19 protein-coding genes are annotated in these 19,487 nt (G+C 71.1%); 7 read left to right on the top strand and 12 right to left on the bottom strand.

Going from position 1 to position 19,487, the window contains the following annotated elements; all coding sequences use genetic code 11:
* Positions 1–4: 4 nt before the first annotated feature.
* The 10 genes from Cba03nite_RS09045 to Cba03nite_RS09090 are packed head-to-tail and all read right to left on the bottom strand — an operon-like array spanning position 5 to position 10,413.
* Positions 5–913 (bottom strand): radical SAM protein, encoded by a 909-nt coding sequence (locus tag Cba03nite_RS09045; protein ID WP_203744001.1) that lies wholly within the window; start codon positions 911–913, stop codon positions 5–7.
* A complete protein-coding gene (locus Cba03nite_RS09050; RefSeq protein ID WP_203744002.1) occupies positions 910–2,325 on the bottom strand; it encodes a hypothetical protein in 1,416 nt (471 codons plus the stop codon). The genes Cba03nite_RS09045 and Cba03nite_RS09050 overlap by 4 nt, the downstream gene beginning before the upstream one ends.
* The gene (locus Cba03nite_RS09055) at positions 2,322–3,524 is read right to left on the bottom strand and encodes a DUF6365 family protein (protein ID WP_203744004.1); all 1,203 of its coding nucleotides are present in this window, start codon (positions 3,522–3,524) and stop codon (positions 2,322–2,324) included. The genes Cba03nite_RS09050 and Cba03nite_RS09055 overlap by 4 nt, the downstream gene beginning before the upstream one ends.
* Positions 3,521–4,768, bottom strand: a complete 1,248-nt coding sequence (locus Cba03nite_RS09060; RefSeq protein ID WP_203744006.1) for a DUF6365 family protein — start codon at positions 4,766–4,768, stop codon at positions 3,521–3,523. The genes Cba03nite_RS09055 and Cba03nite_RS09060 overlap by 4 nt, the downstream gene beginning before the upstream one ends.
* Positions 4,765–5,442: a hypothetical protein gene (locus tag Cba03nite_RS09065; RefSeq protein WP_203744008.1), complete on the bottom strand. Its 678-nt coding sequence runs from the start codon at positions 5,440–5,442 to the stop codon at positions 4,765–4,767. Before Cba03nite_RS09065 ends, Cba03nite_RS09060 begins: the two co-directional genes overlap by 4 nt.
* A complete protein-coding gene (locus Cba03nite_RS09070; protein WP_203744010.1) occupies positions 5,442–6,368 on the bottom strand; it encodes a radical SAM protein in 927 nt (308 codons plus the stop codon). The genes Cba03nite_RS09065 and Cba03nite_RS09070 overlap by 1 nt, the downstream gene beginning before the upstream one ends.
* A gap of 29 nt (positions 6,369–6,397) precedes the next feature.
* Positions 6,398–6,706 carry an Os1348 family NHLP clan protein gene (locus tag Cba03nite_RS09075; protein WP_203744012.1) on the bottom strand — a complete coding sequence of 103 codons (309 nt, stop codon included), beginning with the start codon at positions 6,704–6,706 and terminating at the stop codon, positions 6,398–6,400.
* A gap of 28 nt (positions 6,707–6,734) precedes the next feature.
* Positions 6,735–8,498 carry a B12-binding domain-containing radical SAM protein gene (locus Cba03nite_RS09080; protein ID WP_203744014.1) on the bottom strand — a complete coding sequence of 588 codons (1,764 nt, stop codon included), beginning with the start codon at positions 8,496–8,498 and terminating at the stop codon, positions 6,735–6,737.
* A 5-nt stretch (positions 8,499–8,503) separates the two neighbouring features.
* Positions 8,504–9,634: a glycosyltransferase gene (locus tag Cba03nite_RS09085; RefSeq protein ID WP_203744016.1), complete on the bottom strand. Its 1,131-nt coding sequence runs from the start codon at positions 9,632–9,634 to the stop codon at positions 8,504–8,506.
* Entirely contained in the window at positions 9,631–10,413 is a 783-nt protein-coding gene (locus tag Cba03nite_RS09090; RefSeq protein ID WP_203744018.1) for a nucleotidyltransferase family protein, read from the bottom strand. Before Cba03nite_RS09090 ends, Cba03nite_RS09085 begins: the two co-directional genes overlap by 4 nt.
* 137 nt (positions 10,414–10,550) lie before the next feature.
* Between Cba03nite_RS09090 and Cba03nite_RS09095 the strand changes: the two genes are divergently transcribed.
* Genes Cba03nite_RS09095 through Cba03nite_RS09115 form a run of 5 tightly spaced genes read left to right on the top strand, consistent with a single transcriptional unit; the run spans position 10,551 to position 15,030 of the window.
* Entirely contained in the window at positions 10,551–11,390 is an 840-nt protein-coding gene (locus Cba03nite_RS09095; protein WP_203744020.1) for a galactosyltransferase-related protein, read from the top strand.
* Positions 11,391–12,299, top strand: a complete 909-nt coding sequence (locus Cba03nite_RS09100) for an ABC transporter ATP-binding protein (protein WP_203744021.1) — start codon at positions 11,391–11,393, stop codon at positions 12,297–12,299. It abuts the gene before it with no gap.
* Complete coding sequence (locus tag Cba03nite_RS09105; RefSeq protein WP_203744022.1) at positions 12,296–13,360, top strand: ABC transporter permease; 1,065 nt, start codon at positions 12,296–12,298, stop codon at positions 13,358–13,360. Before Cba03nite_RS09100 ends, Cba03nite_RS09105 begins: the two co-directional genes overlap by 4 nt.
* Positions 13,361–13,375: 15 nt before the next feature.
* Positions 13,376–14,230: a hypothetical protein gene (locus Cba03nite_RS09110; protein WP_203744023.1), complete on the top strand. Its 855-nt coding sequence runs from the start codon at positions 13,376–13,378 to the stop codon at positions 14,228–14,230.
* Positions 14,227–15,030 (top strand): S-methyl-5'-thioadenosine phosphorylase, encoded by an 804-nt coding sequence (locus Cba03nite_RS09115; RefSeq protein WP_203744024.1) that lies wholly within the window; start codon positions 14,227–14,229, stop codon positions 15,028–15,030. The genes Cba03nite_RS09110 and Cba03nite_RS09115 overlap by 4 nt, the downstream gene beginning before the upstream one ends.
* A 57-nt stretch (positions 15,031–15,087) precedes the next feature.
* Here the strand turns inward: Cba03nite_RS09115 and Cba03nite_RS09120 are convergent, their stop codons facing one another.
* Positions 15,088–15,732 carry a SnoaL-like polyketide cyclase gene (locus Cba03nite_RS09120; protein ID WP_203744025.1) on the bottom strand — a complete coding sequence of 215 codons (645 nt, stop codon included), beginning with the start codon at positions 15,730–15,732 and terminating at the stop codon, positions 15,088–15,090.
* A gap of 321 nt (positions 15,733–16,053) precedes the next feature.
* Here Cba03nite_RS09120 and Cba03nite_RS09125 point away from each other — a divergent pair, with 321 nt between their 5' ends.
* Together Cba03nite_RS09125 and Cba03nite_RS09130 are read left to right on the top strand one after the other, a co-directional pair.
* Positions 16,054–17,223, top strand: a complete 1,170-nt coding sequence (locus Cba03nite_RS09125; RefSeq protein ID WP_203744033.1) for an endonuclease — start codon at positions 16,054–16,056, stop codon at positions 17,221–17,223.
* A 53-nt stretch (positions 17,224–17,276) separates the two neighbouring features.
* Positions 17,277–18,188, top strand: coding sequence for a hypothetical protein (locus Cba03nite_RS09130; RefSeq protein WP_203744035.1), 912 nt, complete (start codon positions 17,277–17,279; stop codon positions 18,186–18,188).
* A gap of 16 nt (positions 18,189–18,204) precedes the next feature.
* Here the strand turns inward: Cba03nite_RS09130 and Cba03nite_RS09135 are convergent, their stop codons facing one another.
* Entirely contained in the window at positions 18,205–19,428 is a 1,224-nt protein-coding gene (locus Cba03nite_RS09135) for a multidrug effflux MFS transporter (protein ID WP_203744182.1), read from the bottom strand.
* Between the last annotated feature and the right edge of the window lie 59 nt (positions 19,429–19,487).

Raw genomic sequence — 19,487 nt, forward strand, 5'->3', positions numbered from 1 at the left:
GGTGTCACGCCGTCGCCGTCGGGGTGACGGGCTGGAACTCGTCCCAGCCGACGAACTCGGCGTACTCCTTGTAGACACCGCCGCAGGAGCCGTTGTGGGCGCAGCCGCCGCACCTCTCGTCCTTGACCCGGGCGTTGCTGTCCATGTAGTTCTCGTAGTCCTCGAACACGAACTTGCGGTACAGCATCTTGAACTGGTTCTGCTTCCAGTCGATCATGTACTGCTCGTAGCCGGGGATGGCGCAGTACGGGAAGCCCTCCAGGGTGACCATCTTGCCGCGCCGCACCGCACGGTCGACGGCCTCGAAGACGTAGGGCTGGATCTCGTCGTAGCGCGGGGTGACGTCCCAGAAGTTGCGCAGCGCGGTGCCGGAGGTGTGCAGCGCGGACAGGTTCACGTGATCGGCGCCGAGGTCCAGGCACAGGTCGACGATGTCGGGCACCTCGGTGAAGTTGTCCTTGCACACCACCGAGTTGGTGCGGACCAGCGCGCCGAGTTCCTTCACGTTGCGGATGCCGGTGACGGCCTGCTGGAACGAGCCGAGCGCCTTGGCGATGCGGTCCTGGGTCAGCGCGCGGGCCCCGTGCAGGGACACGATGAACAGGCTGACGTTCTTGCTGACCACCGTCTTGGCGTACTCCATCCGGGCCAGCTTGCGGCCGTTGGTCTGCAGCAGCACGGTCGGGTAGCCCAGCCCCTGGATCTCGTCGAGGATCTCCAGGAAGTCCTTGCGGATGGTGGCCTCGCCGCCGTGGATGTTGACGGCCTCGAATCCCTTGTCCGCGTTCTCCTGCAGGAATCGCGAGACCCGCTTGCGGGAGATGGAGTCGTCCTTGACGAACGGGGAGTCGACGATGCAGAAGTTGCACTTGCTGTTGCAGATGTCGGTGAGGTGCACGCTCAGCGCCTTCACGGCTGTGCCTCCGATTCGTGGCCGGTGGCGCTGGGCACGGGCACCGGCTGCGCCAGCCGGTCCAGCAGCGCCAGAAGATCGGTGAGGTCGACCCGGACGACCCTGATGTGGTCGGTCATGATGTCGCGGCCGGGCTGGTCGCCGGCGAGCAGCCGGTCGGCGCCGTCGGCGGCGAACTGGCCGAACGCGAGCAGCCCTTCCAGACTGCGGCGGTACTCGGGCAGGCGGCTCCAGACGGCGCCGTCGCCGTCTGCTGCGGCGCGCAGCCCCGCCTGCAGCGCCTTGACCTGGCGGTAGGTGCCGGGAAGGTCGGCGCCGACGACGCTGCGGAACCCCATCAGGGTGAGGTCGGCCATGCCCTGCGGGAGATGGGCGAGGCTGGAGACCTGCCAGGTCAGGTGATCGGCCACGCGGCCGGTCAGCCGGAGTGCCTCGGCCAGCTGGGCGCCGTCCGCCGTCGGGCGGGGTGCTGGTTCTGGTTCCGGCCGGGCGGGTGCGATGGCCGCGGCGGTCGGCGCCGGGAGCTGGGTGCCCGCGAACATCCGTACCGTGCGCCGCTTCTGCACCGGCACCCGCTGCCCGTCCGCTCCGGTGACGGTGGCCACGATCATCTCGGTCATCTCGGCGAACAGCAGGTCCCCGGTCTCGGCGTCGGCCTGCAGCGTGATCCAGTAGGACGAGCGGCCGCGCTGGCGCACCGGGCCGGACCTGACGTCCAGGACGCAGTCGAGGCAGGCCATCGAATACACCACGCTCGGGCGGCCGCCGTAGGTGCCGTGGCCCAGGTGCCGGGCGGTCGCGTGGGCGTTGCGGAACACGGCGGTCGCACCGGGGTCGGAGAACCGCAGCTCCGCCCAGCTGCCCGAGATCCCGTCCAGCTCGGCCCAGCTGCCGGGGGTGCGCAGCGCCGGGGTGGTCGTCAGGTGCGTGCACAGCATCTCGAACGTGACGACGTCCCAGCTGAGCATGAGCAGCAGGTCGACGGCGGGAGCCTTGGGCAGACCCGGATAGCTGATGTCCATCGGCGACAGCGGGGTGCCGGGCGGCGGGTCCTGCGGGCGGTCCACCCCGGCGACGTCGGTGTGCATCAGCACCGAGGTGAAGCTCTGCCCCCGCGCGAACGTCCACTCGCGCTGCTCGCCCTCGCCGTCGGGGCTTCCGGTGCCGGCGTCTACCCGGTCCCACTGGTAGCGCACCGGGACGAGCGAGCCCACGCTGCCGCCGGTGAGGGTGCGGGTGAGGCTCGCGGTGACGTCCTGCCACTTGTACGGGGTGCCGCGCGGGGTCAGGAAGTCGTTGCGCATCGTCGCCCGGAACGGCTGCACGGCGTCCGGCGCGACCCGGCGGCGGTCGGGCGCCGGCCGCCCGGCCAGGGCCGCGACGGCTTCGTGCAGGGGCGGCTGTCCGGTCATCGGGCCACCGCCGCGGCGAGCGTCTCGGCGAACGCCTCGGTGGCCGAGGGCAGCGCGGCGAGCCGGTCACGGTAGTCCTGCTGCCGTTCGAGCAGGTCGGGACGCCCGTCGAGCAGCCCGGTCAGGGCCTGCCCCACGGCCGCCCGGTCGAAGAGCGGGGCCTGGGCGAAGCAGCCGAAGTAGGGGTTGCCCGACACCAGCGGCGTCAGCAGCTCGTGCCAGCCCAGCGGTGCCACCCGGAACGGGTACGCCGCCGTCAGCTGCGGCGCGCAGGCGGCCGTCCACTCGGGCAGCTCGGTCAAGGTCCGGTCGTTGTGCAGCAGCAGGGACGGCACCCCGGCCAGCACGGCGCGGGCGAGGGTGGACGACAGGGCGTTGGCGGTCAGGAAGACGTCGGCGGAGGTCAGCCGGGCGTGGAACATCGGGTACGGCAAGCGGCTGAAGTGCTGGTAGTCCAGGTGGTCGGCGGTCGGGAACCGCCAGCCGCGCGGGCCGACGTGGATGATGCGCAGCGGGCGGCCCACCGCGGCCAGCAGGCTGTGCAGCAGCCGCGGGAGCGCGTCGGCCAGCTGCTGGGCGGCGGGCGTGGTGCCGGTGTACTCCCACCGGGAGTTCACCAGGAACACGACCGGCCGGTCGGCCCTGGGCGCGTCCTCGTCGCTCACCGGGCGCAGGCCGCCGTACTGCAGCCCGCCCAGGTGCAGCGGGGCCACCACGACACCCGGCGGCCCCGGCTCCGGCCGGTGCGGCGGCCCGGTGCGGATCAGCACGTCGCAGTCGTCGAGCAGCGGCGGGAACTGCGTACGCGGCCCGCCGTAGACGTCGACTGCGTATCCGGTGTCCGGCCAGCCGAGCCGGTCCAGGCTGCCCACCGGCCGTCCGTAGCGCTCGCGCAGGACGTCGAGGCCCAGCCCGGTCCAGCCCCGGGACTGGTGCACGGCGAAGGCGTCGGCCGCGATGAGCAGGTCGGGCGCGAAGCCGGCGACGATCCGGTCGAGCATGGCCAGGTTCTGCGCCGGTGAGCCGGCGGTCAGCGCGAGCGTCGGCATGCCGAGGTCGTGCAGCTGCGCCACGGAGTCGGCGGCGGCCACGAACCCGACCTGGAACTTCTTGCGCGGCAGTGCGCGGGCCATGTCGGCGGCCAGGCTGGCGTCGCCTTTGGACAGGGTGCTCGGGGCGAGGAACAGCAGTCTTCTCATGCGCTCACCTGATGCAGGATGGTGTCGACCTCGGGCAGTTTCCGCAGCGCTTCCAGGTACGTCTCGCGGGCCTCGGCCAGGCGCTCCCGCTGCGGCCCGTCCTCCAGCAGCGGCAGGATCGCCGCCAGCGAGCCGTCCTCGTCGAACGTCTCCACGTGCTCCACGACCGCGCTGAACGGGTTGCCGTCCAGCAGCGAGCGCAGGAAGTGGTACCAGCCGACGGGGAACATCCGGCACGGGTACAGGTAGTCGATGCCGTCGACGACGCCGCGGGCGTGCTCGGTCAGCTCCGGCGGGGCGGGGATCTCCCAGCGCAGCCTGCCGCGGCGCTTGTTGAGCGAGTTCATCAGGACGACCGACGGGATGCCGCGCAGGGCGAGCCGGTGCAGGCTCACCGAGACGATGTTGTTGGAGATGTGCAGGTCGACCGCCTGGATCAGGCGGCGGAACCGCTCCGGTTCGACCTGGCCGAGCGGGTGGAACCCAGTCGGGGTGCGGTCGTGGAACACCAGCTGCGGGCCTACCGCGAGCACGTCGGCGTGCGGCAGGATCCGCTCCAGCAGCCGTTCGAGCATCCGGTGGCTGGCGTCGACGTACGCGGTCACCCGGGGGTAGGCGGCGTGCATGCGCTGCCAGGTGGCGCCGGTGACCATCACCACCGGCCGCCCGCCGGTCAGGCCGAGCTCCGCGCGCACGTCGTCCCGCTGCGCCGTCGGCACGTCGGCGGTCTCCTCCAGCAGCGGGTACGCGAAGACGTCCGGCCCGGTCTCGTCCAGCGGGTTGTTCAGCGGGCACGGGCGCAGCCGGAACGACAGCCCGTCGAGGGTGATGTCGCCCTCGTACTTGGCCTTGAACCCGTAGGTGTCCAGCCAGGCCCCGTCCCGGCCCCAGGAGAAGTCGTCGAAGGTGCCCACCGGGCAGTCGAACGCGGCCAGGTCGGCCCGGCCCAGCCCGTAGTGCCGGTCGCAGAAGTCGAAGTTCATGAAGTCGGCCAGCACGACCAGCGCGGGCTGGTGCACGTGCGCGATGTCGCGCAGCTGGATGCGGTTGATCTTCCCGGCACCGGGGATCATCACCTGGTACGCCAGCCCGCTGTCGGCCATCAGCCGCCGGTGGGTGGGCGGGATCAGGAACAGCGGCGTGAACCCGGTCCCGGCCATCCGCCGGGCGAACTCCGTGGCGATGGCCAGCTCCCCGAACGCCCAGAAGCTGGTGACGATGAACAGGACGGTCCGCTGCCTCATCGGGCCGCTCCGGCGGTAATCACACGCCGGACGGTGGGCTGGTCCGGGAACAGCGTGCCCATCAGCCGCCCGAGCGTCTCGCGGGCGGGCGCGTCGGGCTCGCCGAAGTACCAGACGAACGGCGCGCACAGCACCCCGCCGAGGGAGGGGAACGCGATCGGCGACGCGGGCTGCGCGGCGGCCGCCTCGATCAGGCCGGCCGCGGTGGCCTCGTCGCGGTCGCCCTCCCATTCGAGTCGGGCCGCCAGCAGGTACGCGCAGGCGAACCAGGGCTGCCACGCCGTCTCGGCCTGCCGACTGATCAGCTCCGCCACGTCCGCGGCGGCACGGGTGCGCTCGGCGGCGATGTAGACCTTGTGCTCGTCGGTCTCGACCGGCAGCAGGGTGCGGGTGTGGATCCGCAGGAACCGGGCCAGCCAGTGTCCGGGCTCCTGGTAGAGCAGGTCGCTGAGCGTCTCGACGACCTCCGTGTAGTCGAACTCGTGGTGGTCGTCGCGGCCGGACACCAGCATCGCCACCATGGACAGGGCGTACGGGAACCCGGACAGCGGGTCGTCCCACTCCTTCTCGTACCGCTTGCGCAGCTGCGCGACGATCGGCCGGGCCCGGCCGAGGCGGGCGGCCATCAGCGCGGTGCCGAACAGTTCCTCGTCCGCGCGGGTGACGGGCAGCATCACGACACCGGCGCCGGGTTGTCGGCGGGCCGCTGCGTGACCGGGTGGAACTCGTCCCAGCCGATCATCTCCGCGTACTCCTTGTAGACCCCGCCGCAGACGTCGGTGAACACGCAACCGCCGCAGCGTGCGTCCTTGACCCGGGTGAAGTCGTCCATGTGCCCCTCGTAGTCGTCCATGACGAAGCTGCGGTACAGCATCTTGAACTTGTTGTCTTCCCAGTCGATCTGGAACCGCTCGTAGCCGGGCACGCCGCAGTAGGGGAAGCCCTCCAGCCGCAGTGCCACCCCGCGGGCGACGGCCCGGTCGCACGCTTCCGCGACGTAGGGCCGGATGTCGTCGTAGCGCGGGGTGACGTCCCAGAAGTTGCGCAGCGCCGTGCCCGAGGTGTGCAGCGCCGAGATGTTGACGACGTCGGCGCCGAGGTCCATGCACAGGTCGACGATCTCGGGCAGCTCGGTGTAGTTGTCCTTGCACACCACCGAGTTGGTCCGGACCGACGCCCCGAGCTGCTTGACGTTGCGGATGCCCTGGACCGCCTGGTCGAAGGAGCCCGGCGCCAGGCTGATGCCGTCCTGGGTCGCCGCCGTGGCCCCGTGCAGGGACACGATGAACAGGCTCACGCCCTTGCCCACCACCGTCTCGGCGTACGCCATCCGGGCCAGCTTGCGGGCGTTGGTCTGCAGGAAGACGGTCGGATAGCCCAGTTCCCGGATCTCGTCGAGGATCTCCAGGAAGTCCTTGCGGATGGTGGCCTCGCCGCCGTGCAGGTTGACCGCCTCGTAGTCCTGGCCGGCGTGCTCGTGCAGGAACCGCGAGATCCGCCGGCGCATGACCGTGTCCTGCTTCATGTACGGGGAGTCGACGATGCAGAACGTGCACTTGCTGTTGCACACGTCGGTCAGGTGGATGCTGAGTCCCTTCATCGCCGCGGCCTCCTAGCCTTCGTCGCCGATCAGTCGTCGAGGTCTTCGTCGTCGTAGATCTCGTAGCCCTGCTGGACCATCGCGGCGTCCTCGGGCGTGTAGACCGCCGAGTCGACGGCGAAGAACTCCTCCAGGTTCTCCGGCGTCAGCTTGGCCAGGTCCTCCTCGTCGAGGCTGCGCAGCAGCAGCAGCTGGACCTCGCTGAGGTCGTAGCCGGCCAGCGCGGCGTCGGGATCGTCGAGCAGCAGGCGGCCGAACTCCGGGTCGGCGACGGCCCGTTCCAGGACGTCCTTGACCTGGCTCGGCTCAGCCTGGCTCGCGGTGGTTTCGGCAGTCACGTGTGCACTCCTGTCCGGTGGTGGATCGTCAGGCCATCGACATGGTTTCGTTGTTGAACCGGGCCGGGGTGCGGCCCGCGCGGTCCTGGCGCATGCTCAGCACCCGCCAGGCGTCGCTGAAATCGGTGCTCTGGATCGCGTTGAGCTTGGCGATCTTCGGCACGATCACGTCCGCGAGCTGTTCGGCGCTGCGGCCGTCGATCTCGTCGAACTCGTAGACGCGGAAGTTCTGCGGCTTGTAGGAGAACTCCAGGTCCTCGGCCAGCCAGCGGTAGTTGGCGTCGAGCAGCCGCTGGTAGGCGTCGGGGAACTTGCGCAGCGTCATCCCGTACGCCTCGGGTTTCGCGCCCATCAGCGACTTGGGCGCCACGAAGTACCGGTTGACGTTGAAGTAGTTGATGTTCGCGGCGTTGCGTTCCAGGAAGTCGGTCGTCTCGGCGAAGGTGTCCTCGTCCTCGTGCGGCAGGCCGGTGATGATCTCCAGGTCGGCCCAGATGCCGACCTCCTTGCACCAGCCCAGCACCCGCTCGGCCTCGGCGAGCTTGACCCGCTTGTCGATGATCTTGAGCATCTTGGTGCTCGCCGTCTCCAGGCCGAACGTCAGCTTGCGGCAGCCGGACTCGGCCATCAGCGCGAGACGCTCGTAGGTGAGGCTGTTGAACCGGGCGCAGTCGGACCAGTGCAGCTCGACGCCGTTGAGGACGACCCGGCTGGCGAACTCCTCGACGAAGCCGTTGACCAGGTTGAAGTAGTTGTTGAACAGGTAGAAGTACGGCGTCTGGTACTTGCTGGACAGCCCCGCCATGTCCTCGACGATGTCGTCGACGGTGGCGTGCACGAGCTTGACCCGCTCCAGGCTCTCGGTGCAGAACGCGCAGTTGTACGGGCAGTTGTAGTTGAACACGTACGGCATCACCAGCTTCCCGGAGACGCCCTGGCCGGCCTGCTGCGCGTTGGTCTCGTTGGCCAGCCAGCTCAGGTACGCCGGGAACTGGTAGAGCTGCATCCGGTTCCACATCTCGTCGGCCTCCTGCTTACGCGGGCTCGCCGTGGGCCGGTCGCGGACGAAGTTGTGGTAGTCGTCCAGGCGCAGCCCGTCGAAGTCGGGGGCCAGGATGCGGTGCGCGGCGTCGGGCGAGCGCAGGACGGTGTCGCCCAGCAGCCGGGCGACCCCGGGCGAGGGGGCGGGGCGGGCCATCGGCAGCTGCGTCCGCTCCCGGGCCAGCTTGCCCACGAGGTCGACGAAGACGTCCTCGCCCGGGCCGGTCACGGCCGCGTCGAAGTGCGTGATGACCGCGGTCCACCAGCTGTGGAACGCGTCGTGGAACTGCATCAGGTAGTCCAGGTTGTTGCCGCCCAGCACGATCGGCTTGCCGTAGTGCCGCTTGATGTGGGCGCCGATCACGACGGCCGACTGCATCTCCAGGAACGAGAAGTCGCCACCGGCGGAGATGCCGACCACCTGGGCCGCCTCGATGTCCTTGCCGGCCAGCAGGCGGTCGGCGAAGGAGTCCAGGAAGTCGTTGCGGGCGCCGCCCACGTAGTCCAGCACGGCCCGCTCGTCGTAGAACGGGCGCAGGTCGGCCTTGGTGAACTCGCCGGCCCGCCACATCCGCCACAGGTCGGAGTTGAGATCGTGCAGGTCCACGTCGCAGCCGGAATCGCGCAGGCTGGCGGTCACGATGCCGGTCCCGAAGGGCGGCAGGTTCATGCGGGTGAACATCGGCTGTTCGCCCGGTGCGACGAGGAACAGCACCCGGGTGGTCGGCTTGCGTGCCGGGGCGATGGCCATGGTAGTCACCCTTCTGAGGGCTGCAGCGAGGCGGTGATCAGGTCAGCGGCGGTCGCCAGCGGGGCCATCGCGCGCAGTTCGCCGGCGACCTCCTGGGCGGCGTTGCGGTAGCGGGGCTCCTCGACGACCGCGCGTATGGCGTCGCGCAGCTCCGTGGCGGTCACCGTGTCGGCGTCCAGCGCGATGCCCAGGCCCAGCTCGGCGCAGCGCGTGGCGATGTAGGGCTGGTCGGCGAAGATCGGGACGAGGACCAGCGGCAGCCCCCGGACCAGCGCCCGGCAGACCGTGCCCCAGCCGGCGTGCGTGACGACGGCCGAGGCCCGGTCGAACAGCTCGTCGTGGGGGGTGCGCCCGAGCAGGCGTACGTTGTCCGGGATAGGCCCGGTCGGCGCCAGGCCCGCGCCGCCGTGGGTGACCAGGCCGTCGACGGGCAGCCCGGCCAGCGCCTGGACAGCGGCGGCCACGTACCGGTCCTGGACCAGCGCCCGCACGCCTAGGTTGATCGGCGCGTTCGTGCTGGCGCTGACGACCACGACCGGCCGCCCACCGGGCCGGGTCCGCGGCGTGGGCACCTCGGTGAAGGGGCCGACCAGGGCGACCTCGTCCGGCAGCCGGTGGGCCCCGGCGAAGCGCGGGGTCGTCGGGATCAGGTGCAGCTGCGGCGACGTGCGCCCGAGCAGGCTCACGTCGTCGTCGGGCAGGCCGAGCGCGGCCAGCACCCGGTGCGGGGCGAAGCTGTCGACGGCGTGCGGGGGCAGGAAGGTGCGGTAGGAGTCCAGCGCCGGGACCGGGCTGAACGACAGCGACACCCACGGCAGGTCGATCCGCTGCGCGGCCAGCGCTCCGCCCGCGGCCATCACGTCGGCCACGATCAGCTCCGCGCCGCAGTCGTACGCGAGATCCACGATGTCGCGGACCATCGCCTCGAGGTCGCCGAGGAAGATGTGCCGGAACAGCGTGGCGCTGTCCGCGGAGTACAGGTGCGGGGGAATGGGCGCGTCGGGGCACCAGCGGCTCGCGGTCTCCTCGCTGAACGTGGTGACCTCGTGCCCGGCCGCACGCAGCTGCCCGGCGAGCGCCGCCATCGGCTCGGCGTGGCCGGGCGGGTGGAAGGGGACGAGCAGGATACTGGTCACGGCTGCCGCCGGGCCAGTACGCCGCCGGGGGCTTCGAGGGCTTCGCGGGCCCGCAGGACACCGGCCGGGGTGCCGATGTCGTGGAACTCGCCGTCGGCGAAGGTCAGCGCGTGTACGCGCAACCCCGCGGTCATGGCGGCGACGAAGATGTCGCTGAGCAGGAGCTCCGGACCGGGCGGCGCATCGGCCACGCACGCGTGCAGCAGCTCGGTGAAGACCGGCGACCACGCGGCGATGCCCCACGTGTTGTCGGCCGGGGGGTGCTCGGGCTTGTCCACGATGGCCAGCACCCGGTACGAGCCGGGCTCGACAACGACCGGCGCGAGCGACTGCGGCGTGGCCGTCGGATAGACCCCGAGGCTGAGGTCCGCGCCTGTGCCGTCGTGGAAGTCCAGCAGCCTGGCGAAGCCGTCGTCCGGGGTGATGATCGTGTCCGGCATACCCATGCACACCGTCCGGCCAGCCAGGAACGGAGTGGCCAGGTCGAGCGCGTGCGGCAGCCCGCGCGCCACCTCCTGGCACACGTACGCCAGGTCCATGCCCAGGTAGCTGCCCGAGCCGAGGTAGCGCAGCAGTTCGGCCTTGGCCGGCGACAGCACGACGAAGGCACGCCCGACGCCGCCGCCGCGCATCGCGGTCAGGACGTGTTCGATGGCCGCCTTCGGCAGCACCCGGCCGCCGACGTCGTGGTAGCCGACCTGGATCAGCTCCTTGGGCGCGCGGTACGGCGCGAGGCGCGTCCCGGCGCCTGCCGCAGGCACCACACCGAACCGACCCACCCGAAACACCCCCACGTGGTAGCGCTTCCATGTACGCAGTTGTGCGAATGTATCGATGGTTCGTTGTGTTAATGTTGTGGATATGTTGTGGTCGCGGGGCCACTGACATTTACGTCGATCGTCCTTACGATCGGTCCATGTTGGAGCCCCGGGTGTCGGTCGTGCTGCCGCTGTTCGGCGACCACCGCGCCACACAGGTGCTGCCGCGGGTCTGTCGTGCCTGGCTCGCCCAGGACGTCCCGTGCGAGATCGTGATCGGCGTCGGCCCGGACACGGAGGTCCCCGACCTGCCCGACGACCGCATCCGGCTGGTCTTCGCCGACCAGGGCCCGTCCGCGGCCGGACCGTTGCGCAACCTCGCGGCCGCGGCCGCCCGCGGATCGACGTTCTACCTCGGCGACGCCGACATCGTGCCGCTCGGCACCGACTACCTCACCAGGGCGCTGGAGCTGGGCCGGGATCGGGTGGTGATCCAGCCCTGGCTCTACCGCCTCGTCGACAGGTCCGGCACCCGCGACGACCTCGTCCTGGAGAACCCCCGTTTCGGCCGCGTCTGCCACGTCGACGCGGGCCCCGATGGCCGCCTGCAACCCGTCGGACCGGAGCGGTTCCTGTGGCAGGGCCGCGACTGCATGATCGTCGAACCCCCGCCGGGGGTCGGCTGGAACGTCCGCGAGGGGTCGCCCTGGTTCCCGCCGCCCTACCACTGGGGCGGCTTCCTCGTCGAGCGCAAGCTGTTCGACGACGTCGGCGGCTACTGCACCATCTACTCCGGCTGGGGATGCGAGGACGACGACCTGATCGCCAAGCTGGAGGGCCGTATCGAGGTGATGCGCGCCTGGCGCGCCGCGCGCGGGCTGGCCTGCCTGCACTTCGAACACTCGCGTACGCACACCGTGACGCTGCCCGCCAACCAGGAGATCCTGGCCCGGCGGCTGGACCGCGGGGTCGACGCGATGATCGCAGAGGACCGGTAGATGGACGCCAGTGCCGCGATCGCGGTCACCGACCTGCGGAAGACCTACGGCACCACCACCGCCCTCGACGGGGTCTCGTTCGAGGTCGGCCAGGGCGAGTTCTTCGGGCTGCTCGGCCCCAACGGCGCGGGTAAGACCACCACCCTGGAGATCGTGGAAGGGCTGCGGCGCCCCGACTCCGGCCAGGCCCTGATGTTCGGTGCGCCATCCTGGCCGCCCAACCCGGACCTGATGCGGCGCATCGGCGTGCAGTCGCAGACGCCGGCGTTCTTCGAGCGGCTGACGGCCGCCGAGCAGATCCACGCGTTCGCGAAGCTCTACCGGGTCCCCGCCGTGCGTGCCGACGAGATGCTGGCCGCCGTCGGCCTGTCCGACAAGGCCCGGACCCGGGTCGAGCAGCTGTCGGGCGGGCAGGCCCAGCGCCTGGCGATCGCCTGCGCGCTCGTCCACGATCCGCAGCTGGTGTTCCTCGACGAGCCCACCGCCGGACTCGACCCCCAGGCCCGGCGCAACCTCTGGGACCTGCTCCGGGACATCAACGCCGCCGGCCGGACCGTCGTGCTGACCACGCACTACATGGACGAGGCCGAGGCGCTCTGCCACCGGGTCGCCATCATCGACCACGGACGCATCCTCGAATGCGGACCGCCCGAGACGCTGATCCAGAAGGCCGACGCGGTCACCCGCGTCATCGCTCAGGCGGCCCTGGTCGACGCCGGTGAACTGCGCCGGCGGTTCCCCGAGGCGACCGTCACCGAGGATGACACCCGGATCGTCATCGCCAGCCCCGATCCCGCGCCGGTGCTCGCCGAGCTGGCAGCCCGCGGCGCGCTGCGCGACCTGGTGGTCAAGGGCGCCACCCTGGAGGACGCCTACCTGACGCTGACCGGGCGGGAGTATCGCGCATGAACGGCCTCGGAACCCTGTCGCAGATCCTGCTGCGCGGCTACCTGCGCGACAAGGCGTCGCTCTTCTTCACCCTGGCCTTCCCGCTGCTGTTCCTGGTCCTACTCGGCGGGCTGTTCGGCGGCGCCGACACCGCGCCGCAGGTGAAGGTCGCCGTCGTCGGCCCGGTCGACGTGCTGGACGCGCTGACCGACGGGCAGCGGGCCCAGATCGGCCAGGTGCTCGCCATCACCCGGACCACCGACCTGGCCGCGGCGCTGGACCAGGTGCGCTCCGGCGACGAGACGGCCGCCATCGTCCAGCAGGGCACGCAGGTGCAGGTGCACTACTCGGCCGCCGACCCGTCCTCGGCCGCCACCGTGCGCAGCGTCGTGGAGTCGCTGGTGCAGGGGGCCAACCTGGCCGCCACCGGGCAGCCGCCCCGGTTCACCGTCTCGGTCACCACCGTCCAGGACGCGTCCGTCAAGCAGATCCAGTACCTCACGCCTGGCATCCTCGGGTGGGCCATCGCCACCGGCGCCACCTTCGGCGCCGCGTCGACCCTGGTCGTCTGGCGCCAGCGCAGGCTCACCCAGCGGCTGGCGCTCAGCCCCGTCGGCGTCCCGGCGGTTGTCGGCGCGCGGATCCTGGTCAGCCTCGGCCTGGCACTGGCGCAGACGCTGCTGTTCCTCGGCATCGCGGCCGCCTTCTTCGATCTTCAGCTCACCGGGGCGTGGTGGCTGGCGATCCCGCTCGTCCTCGCCTCGACCCTGGCGTTCCTGTCGGTCGGGCTGCTCGCCGGGGCGACCACGAGATCCGTCGAAGCCGGCAACGCCGTCTGCAACATCGTCGTCATCCCGATGGCGTTCCTGTCCGGGTCGTTCGTTCCGCTGAGCTTCGCGCCCGACTGGCTGCAGGCCGCCTCGCTGGTGCTGCCCCTGCGCCAGTTCAACGAGGGCGTGCTCGACGTGCTCAGCCGCGGCGGGGGCATCGGCGACGTCGTGGTGCCCCTGGCCGTGCTGCTCGGCTTCGCCGCCGTGCTCACCACGGTCGCCGTCCGCCTGATCCGCCGCGAAGCCGACTGAGAGGGCACCGGACACGTGAGCCGCCGAGGCGTGTACTTCGTCGCCAACGACGCCGTCCTGGACCAGGCCATCGCCTTCCTGAACAGCTTCCGCGCGCACAACCCGACGATCGCGCTGTGCCTCATCCCCTACAACGACGACGTGGCGGGCCTCGTCCGGCTGGCCGGCGAGTACGACTTCGGCATCTGGTCCGACGACGACACGTTGGCCTGGTGCGACGGCGTGAGCCGGCGGTTCCACGACCGCACCGTCGGCCAGTACCGGAAGCTGGCGATGTGGGAGGGCCCGTTCGACGAGTTCGTCTACATCGACACCGACACCGTCGTGCTGACCGACATCGGCTTCGTGTTCGCCCATCTGGAGGACTTCGGCTTCGTCGCCTCGCACTCCAACATCCCGCAGATCCGCAAGTGGGTGTGGAAGGACTCGATCTACGACGCGCAGGTCCTCACCGGGCGGCAGATCGCCTACGCGGCCAACACCGGCTTCCTGGTCTCCCGCAGGCAGTGTCTGCCGCGTACGGCGGTCGACGAGCGGCTGCCCGCCGCGGTCGCGCTGGCCGAGCACATGGAGCTGTTCTGCTGCGAGCAGCCGCTGCTGAACTACCTCATCGTGACCTCGGGCGTCCGCCACGGCAGCCTGATGACGATCGCGGCGAAGACGCGCTCGTGGCACATTCCCATGGAGCGCTGGGCGGGCGATCCCTCCTACGTGGTCGAGGACGGCCGCGTGGTCGTGCCGGATTCGCCGCATCTGCTGATGCACTGGGCAGGCGAGTGGGCGCGGGCCCGGGACACCGGGGCGCAGATCCCCTACTTCGAGCTGTGGAACCACTACCGCCGACTTCGCGACCCGCAGGAGACGCCATGACCGCCGCAGCCGACATCGCCGTGATCGGCGGATCCGGCCTCTACAGCCTGCTCGACGGGGGCTACGAGGTGCGACCGGACACCCCGTACGGCGCCGCGTCCGACGCGATCACCGTCGGGGAGGTGGCCGGGCGGCGGGTGGCGTTCCTGCCCCGGCACGGCCGGGACCACCGCCACCCGCCGCACCGCATCCCCTACCGCGCCAACCTGTGGGCGCTGCGCGCGCTCGGCGTACGGCAGATCCTCGCCCCCTGCGCCGTCGGAGGCCTCACCGCCGGCCTCGGGCCGGGCTCGTTCGTGCTGCCAGACCAGCTCATCGACCGGACCAGCGGCCGGGAACGCACCTACGTCGACACCGGAGCGGCGCACGTCAACTTCGCCGACCCGTACTGCCCCGCCGGGCGTCAGACGGTCCGCGACACCGCCGCCGCCACCGGCCTGGACCTCACCGGCACCGGAACCATGGTCGTCATCGACGGGCCGCGCTTCTCCACCCGCGCCGAGTCCCGCTGGTATGCCGCCTGCGGCGGCACCGTGATCAACATGACCGGCGCGCCCGAGGCGGCCCTGGCCCGCGAACTCGCCCTGTGCTACACGACGATCGCGCTCGTCACCGACCTCGACGCGGGCGTCGACGGCGACCACGGCGTCACCCTGGACGAGGTGTTCCGCGTATTCAAGGACAACACCGAACGCATGCGGGCGCTGCTGCTGACCACCATCGCGAACCTGCCCGGCCAGCGTGACTGCCCCTGCCCGGCCGCGCTGGACGGCCTCCAGGTGGCCTTCGATCTGCCCTGACCGGCCGCGATCCGCGGGGCCGCCCGGGTGGTGCCGGACAGCCCCGCCGGGCGGTCGTCAGTGCGCGACCGGGCAGCCGTTGGTGAGCTTGCCGAGGAACTGGTTCGGGTCGTAGTAGTGCTCGACCTCCAGCAGCTTCAGGTCGTCGCTGACCTTCGCCACGCTGATCCCGAACATCTCGATCGTCTTACCGTCCGGCTGGTGGCCGTGGTACTCACCCTCGAACGCGCCCCAGTGCCGCCACTTGAACGTGACCACCGGGGGCGGGCTGATGACCTCCAGGACCTCCCAGTAGAACCCGTTCGGGAACGCCTTGTGGAAGATGTGGTGCGAGGAGTCGAACGACTCCTGGCCGCTGCGGTAGAACGGGCTGTCCCCGATGAGGATGTTGTAGCTGCCGATGTCGGCGATGTCCTGCGCGCTGGCCCACGGCCCGCCGTTGACGTTGGTGCGGAAGTGCTCGGTCACCATCGACACCCAGGTCGCCGGGTCCTTCTTGTACGAGACCTCCATCTCGAAGACCTGGACGATGCTCTCGACGATCGCCTCGAGCGAGTCGGGCGCGTGCTGGGTGGTGCGCTGGCCCGGCATGACGGTGTGGGACAGGTGGTAGTCGGGGGTGGTGCCGTCACGCCAGGCGGACGTCTCGGCGGCCTCGATGACGGCGGTGCGGCCTTGCAGCCACAGGGGGGTTTCAGACATGACGGAATTCCGCCCTTTCACGAGCAATGAGGGGTGACGGCAGGCCGGCCGCCTGCCGGAAGCCACGGAAGGACGCATGCGGCCACGAACCACCGGCGATCATCGGCGGTGGTGGCTCGACGCAGGGTCGGCACGGGCAGGCGTCATGGCCCACCGCAACACCTCCCCCGCTCGATGGTCGCAGTGAGAGTATCGATGTCGCGACATCCATGGAAGTCCAAACCAGACTATTTATGATCGCCGTAACCGGAGCGGAACACCGTCCCGTCACGAGTGAACGACTCTTCAGCGAACGCGTGAATGCCCGTAGCATTCCGGTCCATGAGGGCATCGAAGCTGTCCGCGGCCGCTCTGCGGCGGGCGGGAATGGCGCTGGCCGCCGTAGTCGCCGTCACCACCGGCGCGGCCACCATGTCGGCTTCGGCCGCGGCGCCGCTGACGGTGGCCGCCGCCCTGTCCGCCCAGGACGGCCGCTCGGCGGCGGTGACCGGCTACATCGTCGGCCAGCCCACCGCCACGAACACGGTCATCAAGTCCGGGTTCACCGGCGACACCGCGTTCGCCATCGCCGACTCGGCCGCCGAGTCCAGCACCTCCCGGATGCTGTACGTGCAGGTCACGGCCGCCTACCGGAGCGCCTTCGGGCTGCAGAGCAACCCGGGGCTGATGGGCCGGTCGGTGACCGTCACCGGGACGCTCACGGCGTACTTCTCGCACGGCGGGCTCAAGGACCCGACCGCGATGAGCCTCACCGGCTCCTCCCCCGCGCCGTCGGCCAGCCCGACCGGATCGGGCGGGCCGTACGACAACACGTACTACGCCAGCGCGATCGGCAAGACCGGGAGCAGTCTGCGCACCGCGCTGCACAACATCATCAAGGTGCAGACGAAGATCACCTACGACCAGGTGTGGGAGGCGCTGAAGGTCACCGACCAGGACCCGAACAACGCCGGCAACGTGATCCTGATCTACAGCGGGCGCTCCCAGAGCAAGAGCACCAACGGCGGTGGCGTGAACGACTGGAACCGCGAGCACGTCTGGCCGCAGTCGCACGGCAGCTTCGGCACCGCGACCGGGCCCGGCACCGACCTGCACCACCTGCGGCCCGAGGACGTGACCGTCAACTCCACGCGCGGCAACAAGGACTTCGACCTGGGCGGCTCCACGGTGAGCGAGGCGCCGGGCAACTACACCGACGCCGACTCGTGGGAGCCGCGCAACGCGGTCAAGGGCGACGTCGCCCGCATGATCATGTATATGGCGATCCGGTACGAGGGCGAGGACGGCTGGCCCAATCTGGAGATGAACAACTCCGTCAACGGATCGGTCCCCTACCTCGGCAGGCTGTCGGTGCTGCTCCAGTGGAACCTGCAGGACCCGCCGGACACCTTCGAGAAGCGGCGCAACCAGGTCATCTACGACAGCTGGCAGGGCAACCGCAACCCGTTCATCGACCACCCGGAGTGGGCCACGGCGATCTGGGGAGGCTGAACGGCGTACCCCCGGATTGACTCGGCCCGCCGGGGGCCATAGCGTCCCCGACCGTGCTCCGCCTTCCCCTAGCGGCTCGCCTGGCCGCGGTCACCGCCGTGACGATCGTCCTGTCCGGATGCGCCACGGCCGCCACCAACGGCACCGACCCGGTGTTCGCCGGACCCGCGCCCACGACCGTTGCCCCGGCCGGCTCGGCCGCCGCGAGCCCGGTGACGGCGCCCACGGCCTCGGCCGGCGCCGGGCCGAGTCCGTCCAAGAGCGCCGCCGCCGCACCTAGCCGGTTCACCACGCTGAAGCCCGGGTCGAAGCTGCCCTCGGGCAGCCAGTGCGCGGCCTGGGTGCGCGCCCGCCCGAAGAAGGAGAACAAGGGCGCCAACCGCACCGCGAACAGGACCACCGGGCACAGGGTCGACCCGGCCGCGTTCGGCGACGGCGCCGCGCTGGCCAAGCGCGTCGACGGGCAGTTCACCGGCACCACCGAGGAGATCCTGCGCTGGGCCGCCTGCAAGTGGGGCGTCGACGAGGACATCGTCAAGGCGCAGGCCGCCATCGAGAGCTGGTGGCGGCAGGGCACGCTCGGCGACTTCGACACCGACGCGGCCGCCTGCCCCGCCGGGCACGGCCTCGGCGCGGACGGCCAGGCCGGCAAGTGCCCGCAGAGTTACGGCATCCTGCAGAACCGCTACCCCTACATGAAGAGCGCGTTCCCGGGCGCGATGCGGTCCACCGCGATGAGCGCCGATCTCGCGTATGCCGTCTGGCGCAGCTGCTTCGAGGGCAGGGAGGGCTGGCTCAACACGGTGGAACGCGGCCGGGAGTACGCCGCGGGCGACGCCTGGGGCTGCGTCGGCCGCTGGTTCTCCGGCCGCTGGCACACCGCCCCGGGCGAGCAGTACGTCGGCCGGGTCAGGGACTACCTGGACCGGCGGATCTGGCAGACCCCCGACTTCCAGCAGCCGTGAGCCCGGCCGACGAACCTCAGCCCACGTGCACGGGGGCCGGCTCGGCCGGACCGTCCTCGAACCGACCGGCCCGGACCACCGGCACGGCGATGAGCAGCGCGGCGGCCATACCGGACAGGATCACCACGGTCATCGCGACCGCGTCCGCGCCGAGCACGCCGACCATCGGCGCCGCGACGGCCCCGACGCCGAACTGCACCGCGCCCAGCAGCGCCGCCGCCGTCCCGGCCGCCTCGCCGTGGCGGGACATGGCCAGCGCGGGCGCGTTCGGCAGCGCCAGGCCGCCCGCGGCGAGCACCGCCCACAGCCCCGCGAGCAGCGCGGGCAGGCCGCCGGCCCCGGTCGCGGCGAGCAGCACCAGCGCGAGCCCGGCGAGGGTGCCCCCGGCCAGCGCGCCGAGCAGGATTCGCTGCGGGGGGTAACGGCGCAGCAGGCGCACGTTGAGCTGGGTGGCGCCGATGAGCCCGGCCGCCCCCGCGCCGAACGCGATCGCGAACTGCTGCTCGTCCAGGCCGTACTGCCCCTGCATCACGAACGACGACCCGGCGACGTAGGCGAACAGCGCGGCCATGGCCAGGCCCGCCACCAGCACCAGGCCCACGAAGGTCCGGTCGCGCAGGAGCGTGCGGTACATGCGCAGGGTTCCCGCGGCACCGCCGGACTGCCGCCGGGACACGGGCAGGGTCTCCCGCAGGAAGAACGTGGCGACCAGCGTCAGCGCGATGCCGAACCCGGCCAGCGCGACGAACACGCCCTGCCACTGCGTCCAGCGCAGCAGCGCGCCGCCGAGGGTGGGCGCGAGCACCGGCGCGGCGCCCATGACCAGCATCAGCCGGGAGAACAGCTTCGCGAAGGCCGAGCCGTCGAACAGGTCCCGTACGACGGCCATGGCCACCACCGACGACGCGGCGACGCCGAGTCCCTGCAGGACGCGCAGCACCCCGAGCGTCGCGACGTCGGGGGCGACGACGCACAGGGCGGAGGCGACGACGTGCAGGACGAGGCCGTAGATCAGCGGGCGGCGGCGGCCGTACGCGTCGGACAGCGGTCCGATCACGAGCTGGCCCAGGCCGAGGCCCGCCAGGGTGCCGGTGAGCGTGAGCTGGACCGCGGTGGAGGTGGTGTGCATCGCGTCGGTGATGGCGGGCAGGGCCGGCAGGTACATGTCGATGGTGAGCGGGCCGATCGCGATGAGCGAGCCGAGCACGAGCACGAGGCGCAGCCGTTGCGCACCGGTCATCAGGTCCCCCGGCATCGCCGGGGCGGTGTCCATGGCCGGAGCCGCGTCTAGGGTCGAGG

Source organism: Catellatospora bangladeshensis (assembly GCF_016862575.1).
GTDB lineage: Bacteria > Actinomycetota > Actinomycetes > Mycobacteriales > Micromonosporaceae > Catellatospora > Catellatospora bangladeshensis.